The sequence below is a fragment of the Magnetococcus marinus MC-1 genome (genome assembly GCF_000014865.1).
Lineage (GTDB): Bacteria > Pseudomonadota > Magnetococcia > Magnetococcales > Magnetococcaceae > Magnetococcus > Magnetococcus marinus.
Map to the genome: position 1 here is coordinate 2,344,595 of NC_008576.1, position 22,674 is coordinate 2,367,268.

Here is a 22,674-nt window from a genome sequence, read left to right on the forward strand (position 1 = left end):
CTCTCTTGACCATTATGCTGCTCTATTTATCATCCAGCGAGGTGATACCGGGCAGCTGTTTGCCCTCCATCAACTCCAGCGAGGCCCCACCACCAGTGGAGATGTAAGAGAGTTGCTTGGCCACGCCCGCTTGTTTAACCGCCGCCGCCGTATCACCACCCCCGATCACCGAAAGACAATCACTCTCCGCCAACAAATGGGCCAAATGGTTGGTGCCACTGGCAAAGGGGGCCATTTCAAACACCCCCATGGGGCCGTTCCAAATGACGGTTTTAACCCCCTCCAACGCCTTGGCAAACAGCTTGACGCTCTCAGGCCCGATATCCAGCCCCATCCAGCCAGCGGGTAGTGCTTCTACCGAGCAGATCTGGGTATTGGCATCCTCACGAAAGGCGTCCGCCGCCACGCAATCCACTGGCAGGATCAGGGATACCCCCTTCTCTTTGGCTTTAGCCAAGGTTTTTTCTGCCACCGGCAACATCTCATCTTCACACAACGAGTTGCCAATTTCATAACCCATGGCTTTGAAGAAGGTGAAGGACATGCCACCGCCAATAATGATCTTATCCATTTTGTCCAGCAGCGCCTCGATCACATCAATCTTGCCTGAGATCTTGGCCCCCCCCAAAATGGCCATGACCGGACGCTCGGGCGCACCCAATACCTTATCAAAATAGTCCATCTCATCGGCCATCAAAAACCCGGCCACCGCAGGGCGCACAAACTCGGTAATGCCCACATTGGACGAATGGGCCCGGTGTGCCGTGCCAAAGGCATCGTTTACCACCACATCGGCCAACTTGGCAAAACCCTTGGAAAGCTCAACATCCGCCTTGGTTTCACCCTTGTGAAAACGCACATTCTCCAGCAACACCACATCACCATCCTGCATGGCGGCCACCATTGCTTCGACCTCGGCCCCTACACAATCTGGGGCCAGCTTGACCGGTTGGCCCAACAGCGCGGCAAGCGCTTCACCCGCAGGCTTTAGTGAAAATTCGGGTTCAAACTTATCCCCTGAGGGGCGCCCCAAGTGAGAAGCCAAAATTACTTTAGCCCCCTGCTCAATGGCATAACGAATGGTGGGCAGCGCACCCTGAATGCGCTTATCGCTGCGGACCGTGCCATCCTCATTGAGGGGCACATTAAAATCCACACGCATGAAAACCCGCTTACCTTTGATGTCAATATCACGGATGGTACGCTTGTTCATGAGAACCTCATCACTTTTTGGAGACGCATTCATTAGAAAAACAGGGCTCGCATAGAGGGTCATTACTCTGCGGGCAACAGCTCAATGGGGAGTTTGACCACCAGATCGAGTTTAGCGATATCATCCAGACTTTGGAACAACAGTTCAACCCTGCTGTCGTTCAAATCGGCTTTTCCATCCAAAATATTGCGTATGATGGCCGCTTTCATGGCATCGTCATCATGGTTTTCAATGGCGGTCACATAGGCGTTACGTCGTCCCTGTGCATGGGGCAATAGTTTATGCATGCGCGCCCCTAAGCGCACATCCAGCACCCCGCGATCCCGCAAACTATAATCAAAGCCTTCAAAGGTGACGTTCCATAAGACTTGGTTAAGCTGTATGGCCTGGGCTTGGGTGCAGGTAGCCTTAATTTTGGCTTGGGCTGCACTGAGCCAAAAGACCGCCAACTCAAAATTGAGGTCAAAGGTGGGCTCCATCTTTAAGGGGCCTTGGGGCTGGCTGAGCAGCACCACGCGCTCGGCGATGTTATTATACAACGCCGTAGCCCAGGGTTTTAGAGACGCTTCCAACCGCTCCTGGTCCGATTTACCCAGGAAAGGCACAATTTTTTGCAAAAACGACATGGTGGCTTGGCTCCAGCCAGAGGGTGAAAGAAAAGCCCAATGCGTCACGGGCCGAAAAATGCTGGCCCGGTGCAATACGCATGGGATTGCGGAACCCTATTGTAACCACTGAAATCGACGGTGCAAGCGGCTTCGCATGGAGCAAACCCAAGCGATGAAAATTTAGCGCATGCCGATGAGGTGGTATGTCCCATGCATTGTTTTACGCTGTGGTCATCCGTTTGCCAAGCACCATCGGCACTGGACAACCAGGGGCAAGGTTTTTTTCCGGCACCCATCTACCCTTGTTCCGGGTTGCGGCCCATGTTAGGAATGGGGGCTTTATCAGCACCGCTTGAAAGCAAGACATCCACAGACCCAATCGGGTTTGCGGTTGACAGAACCGACCTCAAACCTTTGGGTAACCGCTTTCTCAACGTCAGGACCTCTTCATGTTTAAGCCGATTTTACTCTTTTTTGCCCTGTTATTGGCCGTTGGGCTCAGCGGTTGTAAAACCCCTAACGTTGATAAAGGGGCTATTTTGGACCCAACCGCCCTGGCTAAATTGCAGGAGAACCAGTCCAATGTGCGCGATGTCCATGATCTGCTGGGTCCACCAACCCTGGTTAATATGTTGGACACTCCCCGCTGGATCTACATCATGGATCGCCGTGAAGAAGGGGAGCAAGCCATTAACCGCGTGGAGATCACCTTTGACCGTACCGGTGTGGTGCGCAAAGTTGAGCGTAATTTTGAAGATCAATTGCTGGCTCCGCAGGTGACCGAAAAGCTCTCTGAAAAGCCCCTCACCTGGTGGCGGCATACTTGGCGGGAAGCCAAAGGCAACATTATTGAGCACCCCGAGGGTTCGCCCGAGTGGTTAAAAAATGATTTGAGCGCGCAGGATGATAAACAGTTGCTCTATCGGAAACTTTGGCAGCGTGTAAAAAATATTGGCCGTCAGCCCAAAGAGGTGAACAGCACCGCCGTTTCTAAGGAAGAGGCCGATGCGCTTGAAGCACAAAAGACCAAAAGTGAGCGGTTTTGGGGGTGGATTAAGAACGACCGCACACCTCCGCCACCTGCCGAGTTACGTGATCCCAAGGTATCTGACACGCTACCTGACTGGATGAAAAAATAAAATGTCTGCCCAACGTAAAATTGCCGTGATCGGTGGTACCAGCCTGTTGGAATCCCATCTTTTCAGCGGGGCTAAAGAGTACCCCATTGCGACCCCTTTTGGAAAAGTCACCCTGTTGGAAAAACAGGGCTTGGTCTTTTTACAGCGCCACGGGATGGACCACTACACACCACCACACTTGATTAACCATAAAGCCAACTTGGCGGGGTTAAAGGAGTATGGCATTACCCATCTGCTGGCCATTGGCTCAGTGGGCAGCATGAAGTTGGAGCACCCCCCCGGTACCTTTTTAATCCCGGATGATTTTCTAGGGCTGGATGTCTGTCCCACTTTTTTTGAAGATGCCCGTGGCCATCAAGTCCCTGGCTTTGATCCCGCATGGCGGCAGCAGATTTTAGCCGCATGGCCCCCCAGCGAATCCTTTGGCGCTCCCGTTGACGGGGGTGTCTACTGGCAGACCCGTGGCCCCCGTTTTGAAACCCAGGCAGAAATACGCATGTATCAAGCCTTTACCGATGTGGTGGGCATGACGGTAGCCTCGGAGTGCATTTTGGCCCGCGAGTTAGACCTCGCCTATGCAGCCATTTGCATTGTGGATAACTATGCCAATGGTATCTCTGACGAACCCCTCACCTATGCGGCCTTTAAACAAAAGGTGGCGGAAAATGAGGCACGCCTGGGCTCTCTACTGCATATTCTACTGGAACGTCTCTCCTCCCACCCATAGAACGTCAAACCTTTATGGCGACAGGCCCTAACCGATAGAGAGCAAAGCCCCTGCTTTGGGTCGTAACCATCCGTTAGAGCCTGTCGCGCGATCTCCTCACCCCTTAGCGGCCTATCGACGGCTGCCATTATCCCTTTTTTATCTTTAAAAAACGATATCTTAAATACCTATTCTACGGGGCCATCTCGGTGGCGTGTCGCCAGCAAAGATCTCCAACATCCTTTCGGTCCGAAGCATGAACATCCCGTGAGTAGGGTCCATTTCATCGCATAATTTGGATCGTAGGGATCGTTAAAATTGATAGCTTATTTATCTTATTGATAATTTTAAAAAAAACAAACGACACCATGGATGCTCTATCTATAAAAAACACTTTCCTTTATCGTGGTTCTGGATTAATAGAGAGATGAGATTGTTTTTAAATTGAGCCGCGAGCACTCGTGTCTATCAGTATGAGGCAACAGCCCCTGCGACCCTGCCATGTTGCAGTCGTGTTTGGCCCTTTGGCGCAATGGTTATTGAGGGGCAAAAAAATGGATGTCGCAGAAGAAACCTTGCTCGAACAAAACTTGTTTCATGAAATTATAGAATCCATGGTTCAGCATCGCCCTTATGTATGCCATCAACAGGGTAATTTGCCCATGTTGCTGGCGTTGCATCAAGAGGTTACGGCCCAGCATCAAGGGGGCCATCTGCGCCGGGCCGGGGTAGGACGAGCCGACGGACACCACATAAACGATGCCCTACGTACCGACCTAATCCTTTGGTTGGACGGCACCACCGCCGCACAACTGGCTTACATGGCATGGCTAGAGCGTCTACGGCTGACGTTAAATGCCGCCCTGCAATTGGGGCTTTTTTATGTAGAGTCCCAATTTAGCTGTTATCAACCAGGAGGTTACTACCGCCGTCACAAAGATGCCTTTGTGGGGGAGGAAAACCGCATTGTTACCGTTGTGACCTATCTTAACCCTCAGTGGCAGGCGCATCATGGCGGGGCGCTGTTGATTCACCCTAGTGGGCATGGTCTTACACTCACCGTGCAACCCAAACTCGGCACCATGGTCTGTTTTCTTAGTGAGGCGTGGCCTCATGAGGTCAGCCCCACCCAGTGTGACCGCTACGCCATTGCCAGTTGGTTTCGCCGGAACCCAGGACCGCTGTTATGACCCAACGCAGCGCTACGATCACCGCCCCTAGCACGCTACGCGTTGGCCGCAGGGAGGATATTGATTCTTTGGTGATTTTAGAAAATCAAAGCTTTAGTGGCGACCGTCTTAGTCGACGCGGGCTGCTGCGTATGCTCACAGGCACCGCCCACGCCGTGCTATTGGTGGCTGAGCGACAGGGGCAGATCGTGGGATACGGGGCAGTGTTGTTACGACAAGGCACCCAGCTAGCCCGGCTCTACTCCCTCGCCGTTGCCGCAGAGGTACGGGGGCTAGGTATTGGAGCAGCATTGCTCACCGCATTAGAGCAAGCGACCCTAGAGAAGGGCCGCCACCGCCTACGCCTTGAGGTGCGGGTGGATAATGCAGCGGCATTAACCCTCTACCGCAACCGTGGATATGTCCTAATTGGGCGTATTGAAGGCTATTATGAAGATGACACCGCCGCTTGGCGTATGGAGCGGTGTCTTTAGCTCTATCAACAGGTTTAGGCAACAATAAGAAAGGTGGAACACAGAGTGGCTGCACGCTATACCATCGTGGTAGACAGCAAAACGGATTGGTTTGGATCCACCACAGATTTTGATGTGGTGACCGTTGCTGAGTATTTAGCTAGGGGGGAGTCTAAAAACCGCCGCGTCGGTGCCAACCGAGTGGTTAACCTCTGCCGCCATACCCACATTATGAGCGGGGGCTATTACTGCTCTTTACTGGCAGAAGCACGTGGGGATATCGTGCTGCCCAGCATGGCCGATATTCTCGACCTTTCCCACAAAAGCCTCTATGCCTTTTTATTACCTGAGTTGAATGATGCTTTGGCCAAGGCCCATGCCAAACTGACCGAGCAAGCGGTACCCTTTCAATTTTTGGTCGCTTTTGGTCAAACGGAAGAGCCTGCTTTAGCGTTGTTAGGGCGTCAACTCTTTGATGTCTTTCGTTACCCTATTGTGCGGGTACAGGTTGTTGAAAAAAGCCCACAACAGTGGAAAATCACCAGCTTAAAGCCTCTGGGCCCCCACCAAGTGGCAAAGACGAGTCGGCTGTTTGTGGAAGAGAGTTTACGCGGCTTTGCGCGCTTACCTCTGCGTCGCAAGCCCTGCCGCACCGCGCCGCTCTATGATCTGGCCATTTTGGTTAACCCTAACGAAGAGTTGCCCCCATCGGATGCCCCTGCCCTGGCGCAATTTGTTAAGGCAGGTCAAGCGTTGCGTATGCGGGTCGATATGATCACCAGCAAGGATATCCACCGCATTCCCGAGTTTGACGCCCTCTTTTTGCGGGAAACAACCTCCATCAGTGACCACACCTTTCACTTTGCCCGCAAGGCCGAGCAGGAAGGCTTACCAGTCATTGACGATACGGGCTCGATTATCCGTTGTACCAATAAAGTCTATCTTTATGAGTTGCTTAGTGCCAACGGCATCCCCGTACCCAATACCCGGGTTGTGGATCGGCAAAGCTTTACCCCGGAGATTGCACAGGAGTTGATGGATGTATTGGGCACACCCATCATTCTAAAAATTCCGGACGGCTCTTTCTCGCGGGGCATGACCCGTGCGGAAAATCTGGATAGTTTGATGGAAGGGGCCAAGAGTCTGTTTGCCCATTCTCGTTTGATTCTGGCACAGACCTTTATGTACACCTCGTTTGATTGGCGCATTGGTGTACTACGAGGACTGCCCCTGTTTGCCAACCAATACATGATGTCGCGCAACCATTGGCAGATCTACCACCACCATCCCGATGGTGGGGTGGAAAATGGCGGATTTCGCGCCTTACCGCTGACAGCGGTACCCGCTGAAGTGGTGGAGACTGCCCGACGGGCGGCCTCTTTAATTGGAAATGGTCTTTATGGTGTGGATCTAAAACAGACCCCTAACGGGGTGTTTGTGATCGAAGTTAATGATAACCCCAATATTGACCATGGCGTTGAAGATAAAATTCTTAAAGGATCGCTCTACACTACCATCCTGAAAGAGTTTATTGCCAGGATTGAAGCCAGCGGTGCTCGCCCAGCGGGAAGTTAGCCCAGCCTATGGTCAGGGCCGATCATCGTGGTCATGATCGGCCCGCGATCTGATAGGTGTCGATAGGGGCCACCGGTTGGCCGCTCGATGTGCGTAACAGGTTTTATGGAAGCGTTTTTTTGGCTTAGTCGTGGTGGAGCTCTTTAAGAAATCGATAACCTGCCCCACGTAACGTTTCAATGTATTGCCCCGCATCACTCAGTTTTTGGCGCAGGCGCTTAACATGGGTATCAATGGTGCGGGTCTGAACGGCGGCAGAGAGCCCCCACACCTCATCGAGCAAAAAGTCACGGGTAAGCAAACGTCCCCGATTCTCTAAAAAGGCCACCAGCAGTTTAAATTCCATATAGGTTAACTGCACTTCTTGGCCGTTTACCCAGACTTGATGGGCGGTTTGGTCGACGGTAAGTGGACCAAAACAGAGGTCTTCAACCGCCGCTGAGGGTAAAGAGACCACCTGAGCACGGCGCATAAGTGCTTTTACCCGTAATAATAGCTCACGCATGCTAAAGGGTTTGGTCACATAATCATCGGCACCGGCATCAAAGCCCATCTCTTGATCCAGACTTTCCCCCCGGGCGGTGAGCATAATGATGGGAATTTTACGGGTACTCTCCCGATCACGCAGCGTTTTGCACACATCATAACCGGAAATGCCCGGTAACATGAGATCCAACACCACCAAATCGGGTTCCGGTTTTTGGGATACCAGACGAATGGCCTCACGTCCATTGGTGGTGGTTACCGTGTCAAAACCCGCTTGGGTAAAATTGTACTCCAACGTACGCAGAAGATCGGTCTCATCTTCAACAATCAAAATCCGCTCACTCATGACGGTATTTTTATCCTCTGCAAAGGTCTAGATGTTCGCCCCCAGCCAAGCATAGCATGATGGGTTTGCTTGTTCCGTTTTGACACGCTTACCGCTCAATTAGCTAGAGCTAAATATGGAATGTTGCATGTTTTTCCTCAACATTCACCCACGCACCACGCAGGGCGCATGCCTGTCGAAAAACCTTCACAACTGTCTTTTCTTGCTCACCTAGTTGTCAAAATAGACCAAGCCTTAGTCCCCTCTCCTGTGCAACAATAAAATCCTTCCCTATTTGCCCGTCTCATTACACACTGTGGGGGGTTATTGCTCATGGGTGCTGCCACGAGCCTGACACTTTGCTCACGTTCTTATCAAATGACGTTCTAGGTTGGCCCATGAACCGCTTAAAAGCTCTACGCACTCTACTGTTCCCCCTGCTTATTTTAGCCGGTGGTGCATGGGGCATTCGTTTGATCGGCAGCATGGACCGCCTGCCTCCGACCCCCAGCTCGCTGCAAGCCCAGCCTGTGGTTACGGTGCAGCGTGTGGAGCCAAGCTGGCAAGCCCCCCAGATCATCTTGCATGGCGAGGTGCGCAGCGACCGCCAGCTGCGTCTCATGACTCGCATTCAGGGGCGAGTGGCCTACATAAGCCCCGCTTTAAAGCTGGGCGGAGCGGTTAAACAAGGGGCCTTGTTGCTCTCTTTGGAAGATCGGGAGGCACGGCTGCATCTACAAGCCCAACAGGCCCGCACCCGTACCGCTGAGCTGGAGTTAGAGATTGAAGCCGGTCGGCAAAAGATCGCCAAACAGGATTGGGCGGTATTACGTCTGGGGGAGGTTGAGCAAGCCTCTGACCTAGCCTTGCGACTGCCCCATTTGGGTGTGGTGCGGCAAAAATTAGAGATGGCCCGTATCGAGTTGGCCCAAGCCCAACAAGAGTTGAGCTACACCAAACTTTATGCCCCCTTTGATGCCTTGGTCGTCAGCAAGGATGTCGCCATGGGCCAATGGCTTAAAGCAGGAGAGGAGATCGCGCGCCTGCTGGATAGCCAGCGTTTTTTGGTACATCTGCCCATTTCATCCAGCCAGTTTGCTCTGCTGGATCAAAATAAGCTCAAGCTGGGAGAGGGTCCCAAGCTGTTTTTGCGCCCCGCCCACGACTTACAAGCCCCGCCAAGCGTGGCCCAATTAACCGGTTTTGTTGGCGAGTTGCTCGCACCAACTCGGCGCTTGGTGCTGCTTGCCCAATTGGACAATCCCATGCAAAACCGCGGCACCTTATTGCTGCCCGGCAGCTTTGTGCAAGCGCAATTTACCGGACAACTGCAACCTCATATCTATGCCATACCGCCCCAGGCTCGCCATAATGGTGACCGCATTTGGACCGTAGAAACGTTGCAAAATCCCACACTGCGTAGTTATGGGATACATCCCCTATGGCAACAGGGAGAGGTTTGGTATACCACCTTAACCGAGGCCGGACAAAAGCCCTTGCTGCTGGTCACCAGCCCCCTCTCCCTACCGGTTGAAGGGCAATCTGTCAGCGTGACGCAATCCACAGCGTTGTCTACCCAAGGGCAACAACCATGATACCCCCATCCACGGCATCCGCCTCTCTCTCCCAAAAAAGGGGGAGTATTGCCTGGATGGTACGTAATCCGGTTGCTGCCAACCTCTTTATGTTGGTGGTGATTGTGGGTGGCATGCTGGGTTTGATGGAGAGCAAACAGGAGATCTTTCCTGAGTTTGATCTGGATCGGGTGGTGATCACCGTTGATTACCCAGGTGCCAGCCCCGCCGAGGTGGAACAAGGCATTGTGCTGGCCGTTGAGGAGGCGGTGCAGGGATTAGAAGGGGTCAAGAGCGTGGCCTCGCAGGCGGCGGAGGGTTTAGCAAGTATCAGCCTAGAGTTGCAGCGGGATGTGGATGGCGACCGCATTTTGGCGGATGTGCAGAGCGAGATCAACCGCATCACCACCTTCCCCGATGAAGCCGAGCGAGCCGTCGTCAAACGGGTGATGAACAAGCGCCAGGTGATTGATCTTATCCTGTCAGGTAAGGTTCCCATGGGCGATTTACACGCCATTGCTGAGCGAGTCCGACAGGATCTATTGCGCATTTCGGGTATCACGCAAGTGGTATTGAGTGGCTTAGCCAATCCCGAAGTTCACATCGAGATCCCCAGCAACCGGTTGGAGTCCCTTGGTTTATCGTTGGGGGATGTGGCCACCAGAATTGCCCAAACTAGCTTAGAACGCCCCGCAGGCACCCTAAAAAACAGCCGTGGCGATACCCTTATTCGTCTAACTGAACGACGCACTCAAGGGACAGCACTGACAGATATGGTGGTGGCTGAGGACAACCAAGGGGCCACCGTGCGGCTGGGAGAAATCGCCACCCTGCGTGATGGCTATCAGGAAGATGAAGAGAAGGCCTATTTTTTTAACGGGGTACCGGCCCTACGCCTGACCGCCTATCGGGTTGGTAAAGAGACCCCCACCGGGGTCAGTGAGCGGGTTAAGCAGTATGCTCAAAATCTACGCCAAAGCCTGCCCCCCACCATTGGGGTGGATACCTGGAAGGATAATTCTGAAATTCTGCAAGACCGCATTCAATTATTGTTAAAAAACGCTGCGTTAGGGCTGGTTTTAGTTTTGATGGTACTGGCTCTCTTCTTAAATTTGCGGTTGGCCGCCTGGGTGGCGGTTGGCATACCCTTTTCCTTTTTAGGGGCGTTTTTGGTCATGCCGGGGGCGGATCTTTCCATTAACATGGTCACCCTGTTTGCCTTTATTGTGACCCTGGGCTTGGTGGTCGATGATGCCATTGTTGTCGGTGAAAATATCTATGCCCACATGCAGCGTGGCGTATCAACCTATCAAGCGGCCATCACCGGTGCCCAGCAGATGGCGATTCCCGTCACCTTCTCTATTTTGACCACCATGGCGGCCTTTATGCCGCTCTTTTTTGTGCCGGGCACCCTGGGCAAGATTTTTTATCTGATTCCCGCCATTGTGATCCTGGTGTTGCTCTTTTCATTGTTAGAATCCATCTACGTTCTGCCCGCCCACTTGGCCCACACGGCAGGGTTGAATGTGGAGAGCCTGCGCCGCTCTAGTCGCGCGGGTATGAGTCGTGCCTTACAGCGCTTTACCCTTGGGCGCTACCGCCCGCTGTTGCTCTTTAGCCTGCGGCATCGCTGGAGTGTAGTGGCACTCTCTATGGTGCTTTTTGGACTCTCCATCGCCTTGGTGACGGGAGGGGTGGTGGCCTTTAATTTTTTCCCAAAAGTGGAAGATGACGATGTGCGCGCCTCGCTACGCTTGGCCCATGATGCCCCCTTTCAACAAACCCTCGACATGCAGCAAAGGCTCGAAGCAGCAGCCCGCCAAGCGGCCCAGGATTTAGGGGATGCGGAGCTGATTGAGGGCCTTTTTACCCGCGTGGGCGAAGCCGCCAGCGGCGGCGGTGGGCACAATAGCGCCTTAGCCAGCAGCGGCAGCCATTTGGTGGCGATGGAGCTGCATCTTAAAGATATTGCCTTAACCGGGGTGAGCGCCTCCCAATTTGCCGCTGCGTGGCGGCGGGCCATGCAGCCCATGCCCCCAGAGATTGTGGCGCTGAGCTTTCACTACACCATTGGCCCCGGCGCGGGGGCCGATGTGGATGTGGAGCTCTCACACCCGGATTTACAGGTGCTGGAGGCCGCCTCGCAACAGTTGGAACAGCAGATGCGGCAGATGGATCAATTGGTCAATGTGGAGAGTGCTTTTTCGGCAGGCAAACCCCAGCTCGACTTTACCCTTACCCCCATGGCCAGCAGCTACGGTATCACCGCCGCAGATCTGGCCGAACAGTTGCGCCACGCCATCTATGGTGCCGAAGCCGTGCGGGAACAACGCGATCGGCAAGAGATGCGTATTATGGTCCGTTATCCACCCCAGCAACGCCGCAGTGAGCTGGATCTGCGCGAGATGTTAATCCAGACCCCACAAGGGGCGATGATCCCCCTCTATCAGCTCGCCCAGTTTAAACGAGGTAGCGCCCCCACCACCATTGTGCGAGAAGAAGGGGTACGGGTGATTAATATCTCTGGTGAACTGGCCCCTGGGGTACGCTCACCTCGGTTGGCCATGCAGCAATTAACCCTCACCCTATTACCCCAACTGAAAAAACAGTATCCTGCCCTGACAGCCCGCTTCGTGGGGGCCAAACAGGAGGGGGATGATACCTTTACCACGCTGCGGCGGTACTATCTATTGGCGTTGGTGGTGATTTACGCTTTATTGGCGATTCCCTTTGGCAGCTATCGTCAACCCCTGATTATCATGTCTGTTATTCCCATGGGGTTTGTGGGCGCGGTAGCCGGCCACATGGTCATGGATTATGATTTAAGCATGGTCAGTATGTTGGGTATGATTGCCCTCTCGGGTGTGGTGGTAAACGACTCTTTGATATTAATTCACGAGGCCAACCGCACCAGGGAGAGAGGGCTCTCACCTTATAAAGCCGTGATTCATGCGGGTATCCAGCGTCTGCGCCCTATCTTACTGACCTCACTGACCACCTTTGTGGGGTTGGCCCCTATGATTTTTGAAACGTCTGTGCAGGCACGTTTTTTAATTCCTATGGCGCTAAGTTTGGGTTTTGGGGTACTGTTTGCTACCTTTGTGGTGTTGGTATTGGTCCCGGTGCTCTACCTAATCTTAACCCCATCCACCCCCCAAACCGCACTAAATTAAAGGCGAGTCGCCTCTTGCTGGAAGGCGCAACATTAACAAAGAAACTTTTATGTCGAGTAATCCGTGCAAAAAGAAACTGATTCACCTATAATTAGCGCGATTTATTCGATGCCTGACTTCGTATGTTAAGCTAAGGTTTCCCATCAAGAACGGGCCCCCCCCCCGAACGATGGGAAAATATGCCAATATCACACAAATCTTAGAGTGCTTACATAATGCTAAACTTCCGCAGTATTGGTACCCGCATTCTTGTTTTAGTTGGCCTCGCTGTGCTGGTTGGTTTGTTGGTGCAGATGTTTTTTTTCCTGCGTCATCAAGAAAACGGTATTATGGCTCAAAATGAGCGTACCATGGGTGTTCTGGCTCATTCTGTCAGCCAATCCTTACAAACGGTCATGCTCTCTGGGCAAGCGGATGAAGCACAACAATTCGCCAATGACTTGGCAAAAGTACCAGGTATCGTCGATTTTCGCATCTACCGGCTGGATGGTCATGCTGCCTTTTCAGACAACACCACCATCCAAAAAGTTAATCAAAAGCTGGATAATCCAGAGGCCTTTTTGCTGCATTCTGATCGGCAAGCGGTCGACGCTCGCTTACCGATTGCCGCAGACCATATTCAAGAAATTTTACAAAAGGGGACGTTGCCCAAATATACCACCGACGCATCTGGTGTGCCCACCCTCACCTATTGGTCCCGCATTGATACCAGTGATCAGTGCCAAGCGTGCCATATGGAAGAGGAGAAAGCCCGTGGTGTGCTCTGTTTAACCACCACCTTAGACGCTGTACATAATGATATTCAGGAGACCCGTTATGGTGCTGTGATTATCATGATTTTGGCACTGTTGGTGGTCTTTCTGCTAACCTACTTGCTGATTAAAAGTTCTGTGGTACGGCCCATTAAAGATGTCAGCAATGCCATGGACCGCATCTCCAAAGGGGATTGGGAACAAAATGTGCCCGAGACGGGTAATGATGAGCTTGCCCATATGGCCCGAACCTTTAACCGCATGATCGGTGAATTGAAAAACACCTATCGCGGATTAGAGAGTGAGCAAAACAAACTGCAAACCATCATCCGCAGTGCCAAAGAGGGCATGATTGTCACCAATCCCGATGGGGATGTGGTCTTGGTCAACCCCTCCGCTGAGCGTATCCTTGGCAAAACCGATGATGAAATCCGTGGCGAGGGCTTTTTCCAACTGATTGATGATCCCGACTATATCCGTACCTTTTTAGAGACCGGTGGTTTTGAAATGCCGGAAACCGTTGTTTATAAACAAAGGGTGCTTAATCTTTACGTGCGTTCCATTAAGGATGACCATGGCGAACCCATTGGCTCAGCCGCGCTGATCCTGGATGTTACCGATGAAAAACGCCTCGAACAGCAGCTACGGGAACTTTCAACCACCGATGGCCTGACGAAGTTGATTAACCGGCGCCGTATGGATGAACTGCTGGATGAAGAGCTTAAAAGAGCTGTACGCTATGGTTTAAACCTTAGCATCTTGCTGCTGGATGTCGATCACTTTAAAAAGTTTAACGACACTTATGGTCACGAGCAGGGCGACCATGTGCTCATCGCTCTGGCCGCAGAGATGAAATCCTATTTCCGCAACATTGATTATCCCTGTCGTTACGGCGGTGAAGAGTTTTTTGTTATCCTGCCCAACACCGATGCTGACGGCGCGATTAAAGTTGCAGACCGCTTGCGTGAACGGGTGGCAGAGAAGGAAGTTGACGGCCTAAGAGTGACCATAAGCATCGGTGTGGCAAGCTATCCCGATCTTTCGATCACCCGGCCCGATGCCATGGTGCGTGCCGCCGATTCGGCCCTTTATGTGGCTAAAGAGCAGGGACGAAATAAAGTGGTTTACGCTTCTGAAGCCAAACAAACCCCCCATTAAGAGATTGCGTCACGATCCATAAAAAAGGGAGGCCAGTATGGCCTCCCTTTTTTATGGATCGTGACAGGCAAAGGGTGCTCTCCATCCCATACGCCATCCAGCCATTTAACCATTTACCCATCCGTTGGTAGAGTACCCTTTAGGCGTCATACCCCCAGTAGGATAACCAGCGTTGCAAGGGGGCTTGCACGGCGTGTAGATAGGGTCCATAAGCCTGCCAGTCACAATGATGGGTGGCAGGGTGCTGCATAGAGAGGGATAGGGCTTCCCCCAACGTCGCCACATCATCACAGGGTTGGCCTAGATAGGCCAACAGCGGTTGCAGTACGGGGGTGGCATCACTGAGCAAATCCTCATACCGTACCGTATAGGGCTGCAACGCAAAGCGGTGTTGTGCTTGGCACCAAAAATCCATCGTCTCACTATACAGGGTCGCTGCGGTGCCTAACTCATGGAACTGTGCAACTGTTGGATTATGCTGAAAATCCTGCATATATGCGCTTAGACACACCCCATAGGGATGGCGTACCAGCAACACACTCTTGGCGTTGGGGAACAGTTGGACCAAAAGGGGCAGATAGAGCACATTCAGGGGCATGCTATCTAGCCACTGTGCAGGGGCATTCGGGGTGACACCGCATGCTTGCCAGTAGTATTCCCGACCAAGGGCACGCAAAGCGGGAGTGAGTTGCCCCATATGCCGCTCGTTTAGACCATGCTCTTGAACCAATTTTTCCCACACGACGGCAAGGCTGGATTTTTCTAGCATGGAGGATAAACTCAGGTGGTTATCCAATAAGCTGCTGAGCAGACTACTCCCAGAACAGGGGAAACCCAGGAAAAAAATAGGGGAAGCCTCGGTAGAGGGGCCATCTGTGGCAACTTGCGCCTGTTCGATTAAGGCCGCTCTATCTTTCAACTGCATTAAAAATTGAAAGCTCTCTTCTTGCTGCTCTGCACTTAACGCGGCATATGCCAATTGATGACCACGGGCAAAGGCGCGCATAGCGGCAGATGTTTCCTGCAAGGCAGCAAAAATTGCCCCTTCTTCAAAGGCCAACTCTTTTTTATGGATCAACGCCAGGGATTCGCGTTTAAACGCCTCAAGCTCCGCCAAGGCATCATCAAACCGTTGAGCATGCCGGTATAGGCGGATTTTGACCAAACGTAACAAAGGGTTATTAGGCACCAGATTCCATGCGGTTTCCAAGGCCTGCTGCGCCTCTTCCAAACGATTAAGACGCTCCAGCGTCACCGCGAGATTAACCCACCCTTCTGGTTGCTGGGGATTTATCTGTAGCGCCCACTGGTAACACGCCACCGCGCTCTCTAGGTCGCCCAGATCCTTTAGGGCAATGCCTTTATGGATGATCCCCAAAACATGTCGTGGCGCAATAGTGGTGAGCGCTTGATAGCTTTGGAGCGCCTGTTCATACAAGCCCTGTTGATGTTGAATACGCGCTTGATAATAAAGACAAACATCTAGATCACACGCTCCTTGCAACAAGCTATTAAGCTCCATTTGAGCCTGATCCAAAAAATCCCCGTTAAAGAGCATCGCAACCAAGTGCTGACGGTATTCGAGTTGTGGCGTGACTGCGATTGCTTTACGAATGACCTCAATGGCCTGTTCGTAACGCCCCATAACCCCCAACATGCCGCTATAACTGTGCAACAACATATGGTCCCAGGGGGTCTGGCTTAACACTTTTTCATAGACGGTTTCGGCTATTTCATTCTGCCCGGCACCATCCAAGGCAATGGCCAGATATTTCCAGCCTTGCAGGCTCTCTGGCCAGCGTGTGCAGAGCTCTTGCAAGACACGTAATGCGGTTCCCACATCCCCATTTTGCATGGCCTCAACTGCATGGGTTAGGGCGCTCTGCTGAGCAGACAAGGCTTGAACATCTTCGGGCAGTTTTGGCATAAGGGTCATCTTACTCACCTCACGTTATAGGGGCTGTACGGAGGTTTTTGCAATTTTCCAGCCATCTATTTTGTCGGAGGGGGGACGAAAGCTTTTTTTATTCGTAACCACAAACCCATTAAAACCTGGGTATTGATAAATAGGCATTTAAATTTTGCCAACTCTATTGCTTTATCATGAAATTACATTATGATAAGGAATGAGGAGTGTATAAAAATCCTACTCACATTCTTACCAATTGCACTTATGTGAGAAGGAACATTCGAATTTACGCCAATATGGGTTAGACTCAATCTAGTTACATAATGACACACCCATGTGCGGGTTTTGACCCCCTAACCCTGAAGATTGATAGAGAAAGATGGAAACGCTAAAACCCACGGTATTGATTGTCGAGGATGATCCTGACCTTTTAGAAGATCTCATGGATTTTTTAGATGCGCGTGGCTTTTCGGTCCGAGGTGCGAAAAGTGCTCAGGAGATGCATCGCGCCCTCGCAGAAAACCAACCTGATCTGATTGTCATGGACATCCTATTGCCCGATGATAATGGCATTGCCCTGACCCGTGAGCTCCGTCAGGAAGGAAATATGGGGATCTTAATGCTCACCTGCATGAACGATACCCAGCATATGTTGGACTCACTACAATCGGGGGCCGATGCCTACCTATTGAAGGATTCCGAACTCTCTGTGGTTGAGGCCAATCTGCGCAGCATTATGCGACGTTTACCCAAGTGGTCCACCAGCACCCCCTTACCCGAGGATGACCCCACCACCCTCTCTCCCACAGATGGCACGGCGTGGCACTACGATACCATTACTTGGACTTTAACCGCCCCAACCCATTTGTCGGTTAAACTGAATGGTCGTGAGCATCGTTTTTTACTAACACTTTGCCAAACACCTGGAAAAACGGTTGAAAGACCAATCTGCCTAGACGCCTTAGGTAAAAAAGATACCGTAACCAATCGCCGTAGTATGGATGTGTTTGTACGCCGTCTTAAAAATAAGATCGAACCAACGGTTAACCTGTCGTTCCCATTGGACACGGTTTATGGCGTAGGTTACGCATTTACCGCCCCTATCGTGGTAGAATAGGGGTTGTTTTTTGTAAAGGTATGTTCGACTTTGCACCCTTTGGGAACCCTGCGGCCCCAACGCTTTTATCCCAGTATGAGGCGTTAGAGCCCACACTGCTCTGTATGACCCATGTGGAGCTCTATTTTGTCTGTTTATTTTTTTTACCTGCGGACGCTTTGCCTGCTGCTATTGGGAATACTCTTGTGCAGCACACCTGTTCTGGCTAAGACCATAACACTACAAACCCCCGACACCTTATCTTTCATTTTTTCTCAACCAGGTAGTAACCCTTTAAGCCATCTGCTGCGACCATCTTCCGTAATGGACGAGGATCCCCTGCCCAATCGCTATTTAAAGGCACCGATTCATACCAACGGCGTGTTGCAGATCCCTTTCCATCTTTTACGCGCCACCGATCTTCCAAGCCGCTGGCAACTAACCCTTTCTACCAAAAGGCCCCATTCCATTACGCTCTACCACGACGATATCCAACAGGGTTGGCAACGCCAAGCCTACCGTGATACTCCCACCCACAAAGATGGTGCCGCTTTTGGTGTTCATTTTAGCGCAACTCTCGATTTATCCGCTCCGCTAACGCTCTACGAGTTACAAATCCGGAGCCGCTGGACCACACCGATCCACATCGAGTTAACCCCTCTTCAGGAGAGCCGCAATCGTGAGAGCAAAGTGATGCTCCATCATGGCATCTTTGCTGGTATCAGCCTTTCGATCATTATGCTCATTTTGTTACTGGGCAGCTTTATGCGTGAACCAAGTCATCGGTTGCATGCCCTGTTTCTTTTGACCTTACTACTCAGTTATGGCGGTTATTCCCCACTATTTTCGCCCTTTGGCACGTGGCTATCCTCCACCATCCAGGTAGAAAATATGGTCGCGGTTTCCAGTGTGCTCACCATTATGGCGAGCCTCTGGCTTTGGGATCACCTGCTCAACCTAACCCAATTTGCGCCCCAACTGCACCGTTTAATGCGTGCCGTCGCCTTTGCCATGGCCTTGCTATTACCATTGATTTTATATCTCTTACAGCAAAGTCACGCGGTATGGATTGATCTGCTACAAGGGATCTCCATGATTCTATACGGTTTCGCTTTAGGCTATGCTTTGGTCCACCGTGGTCTGCCCCATCACGCACGGTACGTGCTGCTTAGTGCTACCCCTTTGTTTGTTGCGCTCATCCAGCAACATGCCATAGGTTGGGGTTTATGGCCCTTGAACAAGCCTGTTTTACTCACCCTCGCAGAGGGAATTTTGCTTCATCTTGTGTTGAGCTTAGCGCATATCATGTTCCAGCTTATGCGCATAAACAAAGAAAAAATTAACGCCGAACAGCAACGTATTATGGTTGCTCGCAATGCTAAAGCGCTTGTGGAAAATGCCGTCAACCAACGCACGAGGGACCTTGAGCAGACCATTCAGCATCTTCACCAAGCCAATTTTCAAGCTTTGCAAGCGATGCATACAGAGCGACAGTTACAAAAAGAACAGATTGGTTTTTTTAGCATGCTCTCCCAGGAGTTTCACACCCCTCTTAAACGCATTCAACAAGCGGTTGAACAGATTCATCAGCGGGCCAGCATGGATGCAAAAAGCCATGATCGCCTGTTCCGTATCCAAGAAAACACCGCCCGCTTAGGCCGGCTCATTGACCGTTTTCTCTCTGACAATCCTTTAAAATATGGGGTATTGACCCTTCAGCAACAACCGGTAAAGCTGGGGCAACTTATTCATAATACCCTAGCACGCATGGATTTTGAGCTGTATGAGAAGCGCCTTAAACAGCACATTCCCAACCAGGAACTAGAGTTATTGGTGGATCGTGAGATGATGGAAGTCGCCTTGCGTAACATCCTTCTTAATGCCTTACGCTACGCGCCCAAATCCACACAGGTCACCCTGTCGGTGTTGGCCAATCTGGCGGAAGATCATGTCACCATTCAAGTCCAAGACCAAGGCCCTGGCATTAAACCAGAAGAGATCGCTCAACTAGGGGAAATGTTCTACCGCACCCGCACCACGCAACATATCTCCGGAACCGGTTTAGGACTCTTTATTGTTCGCCGCGTCGTGGAGGCCCATGGCGGCAGTTTAAGCTTTCATAGTGAACCTGGGCAGGGTACCCAGGTACGTTTTCAACTGCCCATTCAAGGCAGTTTAAACCCCAAATCTTGGCATGTTGCCAACAACAGGCAATAATTATCCGTTTCTGTTGCTTTTGTTGCACAGTTTTTACATTTACCCCCATCCCGTTTTTTCACTATACCCTTGTATGAACAACATCAGCACAAAAAATGCCTGTTTTTTAATCGCGCGAGCGTGCCAAATCGAGGAAAAAAAACGACCGCTCACCCGAATTTTTGCAACCTCTTTCCAGCACCCTAAGATCTATCATTTATTCTAATATATCAATTTGTTATAACTTTTTCCTGCAAGACATCTTGACCTCTAAAACGATCCGTCGCACCATGCCTGACATCCTGCATTTTTCACCATAATCATCACGACAGGAGGGGCAAGATGCACGTAAACCAAGCGGTCAACAATGGCATTCTCAAAACGGTTGATTACCAAATTGAGGCGGGGTCTCCTGCCGTAACCTGTGAAACGTATCAGCGCTTAACCCAATTTGGTTATGCGCACGACGAGGCACGACGCCTTATCGCCAACGTCCTGCAACAAGAGATGTTTATGATGGCCAATCATGGACAAGATTTTGATCCTACCCGCTATGGCGCCATGTTAAAACAGCTACCCAGACTGCCCGCCCTATAAAGTTTTTTTACACTTTGTCCATTTGGGCAATCGCCAGGGGGTATTCCCAATGGGCCGCTGTGGTTACCCCTTGACACGGACATTGTGTGGGTAACCCCGAATTTCCCAGATGGCTTTTGATGTTTGTGTTCAACCCGTTTGGCGGCTTGGAACAGGCCGCACACGGCCCCGGCAACGTTCACAGCGTCATGGTTGGCGCGAGGGTTCATGTTGCCAGCGACCCAGATTGATGCCCTGAGTCACACCATGGTGGACGGTGGAACTACTTTTTGGCATATTGTCTTTGCGTGGGGGTGTTGGATCTGCGGAAACTGACCGTGTGATACCACCCCGCAAAAGCTACATGTTCGAAGTCTAACCTCGCTTAACAGCGGTTTTTTTTTGTAAATACCACGCACACTTATCTTGAGCACACGCCCTGTGGCACGGCAGATCGCAACGTAAAGTCCTTCTCCATCAGGTATTGCCATGATGCCCCGTTTTGGGGCACTCTGTCTTCCATTGTAGCGCACTTTGGGAAAGGGAAGCCCTCATGTTCAAACACCTTATCTATGCCCCCCTCTGCACGCTGCTGCTGGGGGTTTCCGGGGCCTCAGGGCAAACCCCTTTTTTAACGCCACAGCAGGTGGTAGCACCCCCCATCACTCTGGAAGCGCGCATTGAACAGTTGGAGCAACAGGTCAAACAGCTACAGAGCTTTGTCCAACAACACTACCCCAACCTCTCTTTACCCCAAGCCGCGCCACCGCCCCCCCCTTCACCCGCCGCTTTGCTGGAAAAACGGCAAGCACTGCTCAAGCAAATTCAACACCGTAAACAGCAAGCCGCTGCACAACAACAGGCCCAGCAACAGGCCCAGCAGCGCTACGCCATGCAACAGATCGAAATGTTGGCGTTGCGCTGGCTGCCCCCCACAGAACAGAGCCCCGCCGCCGTGACATTTGGCCTGCATAACCGTGGGGAACAAACCCTCACCCGGGTTGTGGTCGAGATCGAGCTCTTAAACCCGCTTGGGCAGCCCCTGGCAACCGAGATATTAAAGCCCATCCTCAGCAGCGGACCTATGGAGGAGGCGCAAGGGGTTTTACAACCCGCCAGCGTATGGAATCGCCCCACCCCCTTTCCCTTGCACCACTCCGGGCAGAATGTGCAAAGCGTGCGCGGTAGGGTGCACGAAGTCACCTTTAAACACGCCACGACCCCCTAATCTTTTTCTCTGTCCCAACAGACCCACGAGCCATCAACCCCCTATAGAAAAAACCCTAGCCCAAAGACCCCAGCCGCCATCCCCTGACCGAGGCTGGACCACACCAGAGAACGGTTTGCCCATACCAGCCCGGCCAATAATCTGTCAATCGGCAACCCGATTGATTTCAACATGCTGATGATCTACTCGGCAAGCGACCTCATGCAGATGATCTTAACCTACACCGTCAATGGCGCGGATAGCATCCCGGTGAGCACCTTGGCAAGAGTGGGTGCGTGGCGTGGGAGCCTCTTCTGCAAAAGGTGCGCGAGGGGGGCTAGCGCGGTATTGGCCGCCGCCATCTTCCATTACCAGCAGCACTCGATCGACGAAGCTAAGAAACACATGAAAGGCAGCGGAGGTCAGATTGTCGCGCTTGTTTTTTTGTTGCTTCCACCAAAAACAAACGGAGAGGGTGCCCCCGGCTTTTGGTATGGCGGCATTTTTTTACCCTACACAAACCTGCATACATATCAAAATATAAGATAAAGCAATATCTTATATACACTTTTCCTTTGACTTTTGCGCACAGCACGCCATAAATATCCATTAGGTGAATTAAATCGGTCATTACAACCAATCGGGGCATGACAAGGGTAACAAGCGAGGAGCGCACCATGAAATTGACTGGAAAACTACGCTATTTTGGCTTGGCGGCGATGATCGCAGGGGGAATATGGGGCGGTAGCGCCCAAGCGGAAGAGGCGGGCGGCGGCGGCAAGCCGCTGGGTGCGGCGGTCGCTTCAGCGCAACAGGATTATGCCAAAGGGGTGTCCATTGCCCCGTTCACTCTTAACGGTGTGCAGGTCAGCCAGAACCGGAATGGCGAGATACCCGATGCCTTCAAGGATCCAGCGGCCCTCCTATGCAAACCGTTCTGCGTGCAACCAGAGAAGATCGACGGTTCCGACACCTTTATGGTGGAGGATTTTACCAAGCACGCCGATGCCATCAACAGCGGCAGCATGCTGATCGTTGATATGCGCACTGACTCCTGGTTTGCCAAGGGAACCCTGCCCGGTTCAGTCAACCTGCCCTACTCCGACCTAACCGGCGCGAAGACCAAGGCCAAGGCTAAGATGCGCAAATTGGGCGGTAAGGACATCGTGGCTTTCTGCAACGGCTGGTGGTGCGGCCAAAGCCCCACGGGTATCAAGGCCCTGACGGGTCTGAACTATCCCGGCAAAATCTACTATTTCCGTGGAGGGGTTCAGGATTGGGTTGACGCTGGTCTGCCTTTGAGCACACCCTGACCGATCCTTGATTCGCCTCCCCCATC

At 51.9% G+C, this 22,674-nt stretch carries 18 protein-coding genes; 14 read left to right on the forward strand and 4 right to left on the reverse strand.

The genetic code is table 11. The features are described from left to right. Window positions 1-22: 22 nt before the first annotated feature. Both MMC1_RS09630 and MMC1_RS09635 read right to left on the reverse strand, forming a co-directional pair. Window positions 23-1,213 (reverse strand): phosphoglycerate kinase, encoded by a 1,191-nt coding sequence (locus MMC1_RS09630; RefSeq protein WP_011713538.1) that lies wholly within the window; start codon window positions 1,211-1,213, stop codon window positions 23-25. A gap of 62 nt (window positions 1,214-1,275) precedes the next feature. Beyond that, window positions 1,276-1,839 (reverse strand): ubiquinol-cytochrome C chaperone family protein, encoded by a 564-nt coding sequence (locus tag MMC1_RS09635; RefSeq protein WP_011713539.1) that lies wholly within the window; start codon window positions 1,837-1,839, stop codon window positions 1,276-1,278. Window positions 1,840-2,270: 431 nt separating this feature from the next. On the opposite strand from MMC1_RS09635, the gene MMC1_RS09640 reads away from it, so the two are divergent. The 5 genes from MMC1_RS09640 to MMC1_RS09660 all read left to right on the forward strand — a co-directional run bounded on the left by MMC1_RS09640 (window position 2,271) and on the right by MMC1_RS09660 (window position 6,883). Then, window positions 2,271-2,960, forward strand: a complete 690-nt coding sequence (locus MMC1_RS09640; RefSeq protein WP_011713540.1) for an outer membrane protein assembly factor BamE — start codon at window positions 2,271-2,273, stop codon at window positions 2,958-2,960. 1 nt (window position 2,961) lies between these two features. Further along, entirely contained in the window at window positions 2,962-3,687 is a 726-nt protein-coding gene (locus MMC1_RS09645) for an MTAP family purine nucleoside phosphorylase (RefSeq protein WP_011713541.1), read from the forward strand. A 533-nt stretch (window positions 3,688-4,220) separates the two neighbouring features. Beyond that, window positions 4,221-4,856: a 2OG-Fe(II) oxygenase gene (locus MMC1_RS09650; RefSeq protein ID WP_011713542.1), complete on the forward strand. Its 636-nt coding sequence runs from the start codon at window positions 4,221-4,223 to the stop codon at window positions 4,854-4,856. After that, window positions 4,853-5,329, forward strand: a complete 477-nt coding sequence (locus MMC1_RS09655) for a GNAT family N-acetyltransferase (RefSeq protein ID WP_011713543.1) — start codon at window positions 4,853-4,855, stop codon at window positions 5,327-5,329. The genes MMC1_RS09650 and MMC1_RS09655 overlap by 4 nt, the downstream gene beginning before the upstream one ends. 45 nt (window positions 5,330-5,374) lie before the next feature. Next, window positions 5,375-6,883 carry a RimK family alpha-L-glutamate ligase gene (locus tag MMC1_RS09660; RefSeq protein WP_011713544.1) on the forward strand — a complete coding sequence of 503 codons (1,509 nt, stop codon included), beginning with the start codon at window positions 5,375-5,377 and terminating at the stop codon, window positions 6,881-6,883. Between the two features lie 124 nt (window positions 6,884-7,007). Here the strand turns inward: MMC1_RS09660 and MMC1_RS09665 are convergent, their stop codons facing one another. After that, the gene (locus MMC1_RS09665) at window positions 7,008-7,715 is read right to left on the reverse strand and encodes a response regulator (RefSeq protein ID WP_011713545.1); all 708 of its coding nucleotides are present in this window, start codon (window positions 7,713-7,715) and stop codon (window positions 7,008-7,010) included. Between the two features lie 377 nt (window positions 7,716-8,092). On the opposite strand from MMC1_RS09665, the gene MMC1_RS09670 reads away from it, so the two are divergent. From MMC1_RS09670 to MMC1_RS09680, 3 genes are all read left to right on the forward strand, one after another. After that, window positions 8,093-9,289: an efflux RND transporter periplasmic adaptor subunit gene (locus tag MMC1_RS09670; protein ID WP_011713546.1), complete on the forward strand. Its 1,197-nt coding sequence runs from the start codon at window positions 8,093-8,095 to the stop codon at window positions 9,287-9,289. Window positions 9,290-9,345: 56 nt separating this feature from the next. Next, entirely contained in the window at window positions 9,346-12,441 is a 3,096-nt protein-coding gene (locus MMC1_RS09675) for an efflux RND transporter permease subunit (RefSeq protein WP_049757655.1), read from the forward strand. A 215-nt stretch (window positions 12,442-12,656) separates the two neighbouring features. After that, window positions 12,657-14,351: a sensor domain-containing diguanylate cyclase gene (locus tag MMC1_RS09680; RefSeq protein WP_011713548.1), complete on the forward strand. Its 1,695-nt coding sequence runs from the start codon at window positions 12,657-12,659 to the stop codon at window positions 14,349-14,351. Between the two features lie 139 nt (window positions 14,352-14,490). Here MMC1_RS09680 and MMC1_RS09685 read toward each other — a convergent pair whose 3' ends face one another. Continuing rightward, the gene (locus MMC1_RS09685) at window positions 14,491-16,287 is read right to left on the reverse strand and encodes a tetratricopeptide repeat-containing sulfotransferase family protein (RefSeq protein ID WP_011713549.1); all 1,797 of its coding nucleotides are present in this window, start codon (window positions 16,285-16,287) and stop codon (window positions 14,491-14,493) included. Between the two features lie 352 nt (window positions 16,288-16,639). Here MMC1_RS09685 and MMC1_RS09690 point away from each other — a divergent pair, with 352 nt between their 5' ends. The 6 genes from MMC1_RS09690 to MMC1_RS09720 all read left to right on the forward strand — a co-directional run bounded on the left by MMC1_RS09690 (window position 16,640) and on the right by MMC1_RS09720 (window position 22,648). Further along, window positions 16,640-17,377, forward strand: a complete 738-nt coding sequence (locus MMC1_RS09690; RefSeq protein ID WP_011713550.1) for a response regulator transcription factor — start codon at window positions 16,640-16,642, stop codon at window positions 17,375-17,377. 303 nt (window positions 17,378-17,680) lie between these two features. Beyond that, window positions 17,681-19,573 carry a sensor histidine kinase gene (locus MMC1_RS09700; RefSeq protein ID WP_041641118.1) on the forward strand — a complete coding sequence of 631 codons (1,893 nt, stop codon included), beginning with the start codon at window positions 17,681-17,683 and terminating at the stop codon, window positions 19,571-19,573. A gap of 321 nt (window positions 19,574-19,894) precedes the next feature. Next, entirely contained in the window at window positions 19,895-20,149 is a 255-nt protein-coding gene (locus MMC1_RS09705) for a hypothetical protein (protein WP_011713552.1), read from the forward strand. Window positions 20,150-20,681: 532 nt separating this feature from the next. Continuing rightward, window positions 20,682-21,356, forward strand: a complete 675-nt coding sequence (locus tag MMC1_RS09710; RefSeq protein WP_011713553.1) for a hypothetical protein — start codon at window positions 20,682-20,684, stop codon at window positions 21,354-21,356. Between the two features lie 171 nt (window positions 21,357-21,527). Continuing rightward, on the forward strand, window positions 21,528-21,884 hold the full coding sequence (locus MMC1_RS09715) for a hypothetical protein (RefSeq protein ID WP_011713554.1): 357 nt from the start codon (window positions 21,528-21,530) through the stop codon (window positions 21,882-21,884). A 128-nt stretch (window positions 21,885-22,012) separates the two neighbouring features. Beyond that, a complete protein-coding gene (locus tag MMC1_RS09720) occupies window positions 22,013-22,648 on the forward strand; it encodes a rhodanese-like domain-containing protein (RefSeq protein ID WP_011713555.1) in 636 nt (211 codons plus the stop codon). Window positions 22,649-22,674: the final 26 nt, after the last annotated feature.

What these genes read in the sequence shown, in the direction of transcription:
- MMC1_RS09630 (WP_011713538.1), bottom strand. Translation starts at nt 1,213, where the DNA reads ATGAACAAGCGTACCATCCGTGATATTGACATCAAAGGTAAGCGGGTT.
- MMC1_RS09635 (WP_011713539.1), bottom strand. Translation starts at nt 1,839, where the DNA reads ATGTCGTTTTTGCAAAAAATTGTGCCTTTCCTGGGTAAATCGGACCAG.
- MMC1_RS09640 (WP_011713540.1), top strand. Translation starts at nt 2,271, where the DNA reads ATGTTTAAGCCGATTTTACTCTTTTTTGCCCTGTTATTGGCCGTTGGG.
- MMC1_RS09645 (WP_011713541.1), top strand. Translation starts at nt 2,962, where the DNA reads ATGTCTGCCCAACGTAAAATTGCCGTGATCGGTGGTACCAGCCTGTTG.
- MMC1_RS09650 (WP_011713542.1), top strand. Translation starts at nt 4,221, where the DNA reads ATGGATGTCGCAGAAGAAACCTTGCTCGAACAAAACTTGTTTCATGAA.
- MMC1_RS09655 (WP_011713543.1), top strand. Translation starts at nt 4,853, where the DNA reads ATGACCCAACGCAGCGCTACGATCACCGCCCCTAGCACGCTACGCGTT.
- MMC1_RS09665 (WP_011713545.1), bottom strand. Translation starts at nt 7,715, where the DNA reads ATGAGTGAGCGGATTTTGATTGTTGAAGATGAGACCGATCTTCTGCGT.
- MMC1_RS09670 (WP_011713546.1), top strand. Translation starts at nt 8,093, where the DNA reads ATGAACCGCTTAAAAGCTCTACGCACTCTACTGTTCCCCCTGCTTATT.
- MMC1_RS09675 (WP_049757655.1), top strand. Translation starts at nt 9,346, where the DNA reads ATGGTACGTAATCCGGTTGCTGCCAACCTCTTTATGTTGGTGGTGATT.
- MMC1_RS09680 (WP_011713548.1), top strand. Translation starts at nt 12,657, where the DNA reads ATGCTAAACTTCCGCAGTATTGGTACCCGCATTCTTGTTTTAGTTGGC.
- MMC1_RS09685 (WP_011713549.1), bottom strand. Translation starts at nt 16,287, where the DNA reads ATGACCCTTATGCCAAAACTGCCCGAAGATGTTCAAGCCTTGTCTGCT.
- MMC1_RS09690 (WP_011713550.1), top strand. Translation starts at nt 16,640, where the DNA reads ATGGAAACGCTAAAACCCACGGTATTGATTGTCGAGGATGATCCTGAC.
- MMC1_RS09700 (WP_041641118.1), top strand. Translation starts at nt 17,681, where the DNA reads ATGGACGAGGATCCCCTGCCCAATCGCTATTTAAAGGCACCGATTCAT.
- MMC1_RS09705 (WP_011713552.1), top strand. Translation starts at nt 19,895, where the DNA reads ATGCACGTAAACCAAGCGGTCAACAATGGCATTCTCAAAACGGTTGAT.
- MMC1_RS09710 (WP_011713553.1), top strand. Translation starts at nt 20,682, where the DNA reads ATGTTCAAACACCTTATCTATGCCCCCCTCTGCACGCTGCTGCTGGGG.
- MMC1_RS09715 (WP_011713554.1), top strand. Translation starts at nt 21,528, where the DNA reads ATGCTGATGATCTACTCGGCAAGCGACCTCATGCAGATGATCTTAACC.
- MMC1_RS09720 (WP_011713555.1), top strand. Translation starts at nt 22,013, where the DNA reads ATGAAATTGACTGGAAAACTACGCTATTTTGGCTTGGCGGCGATGATC.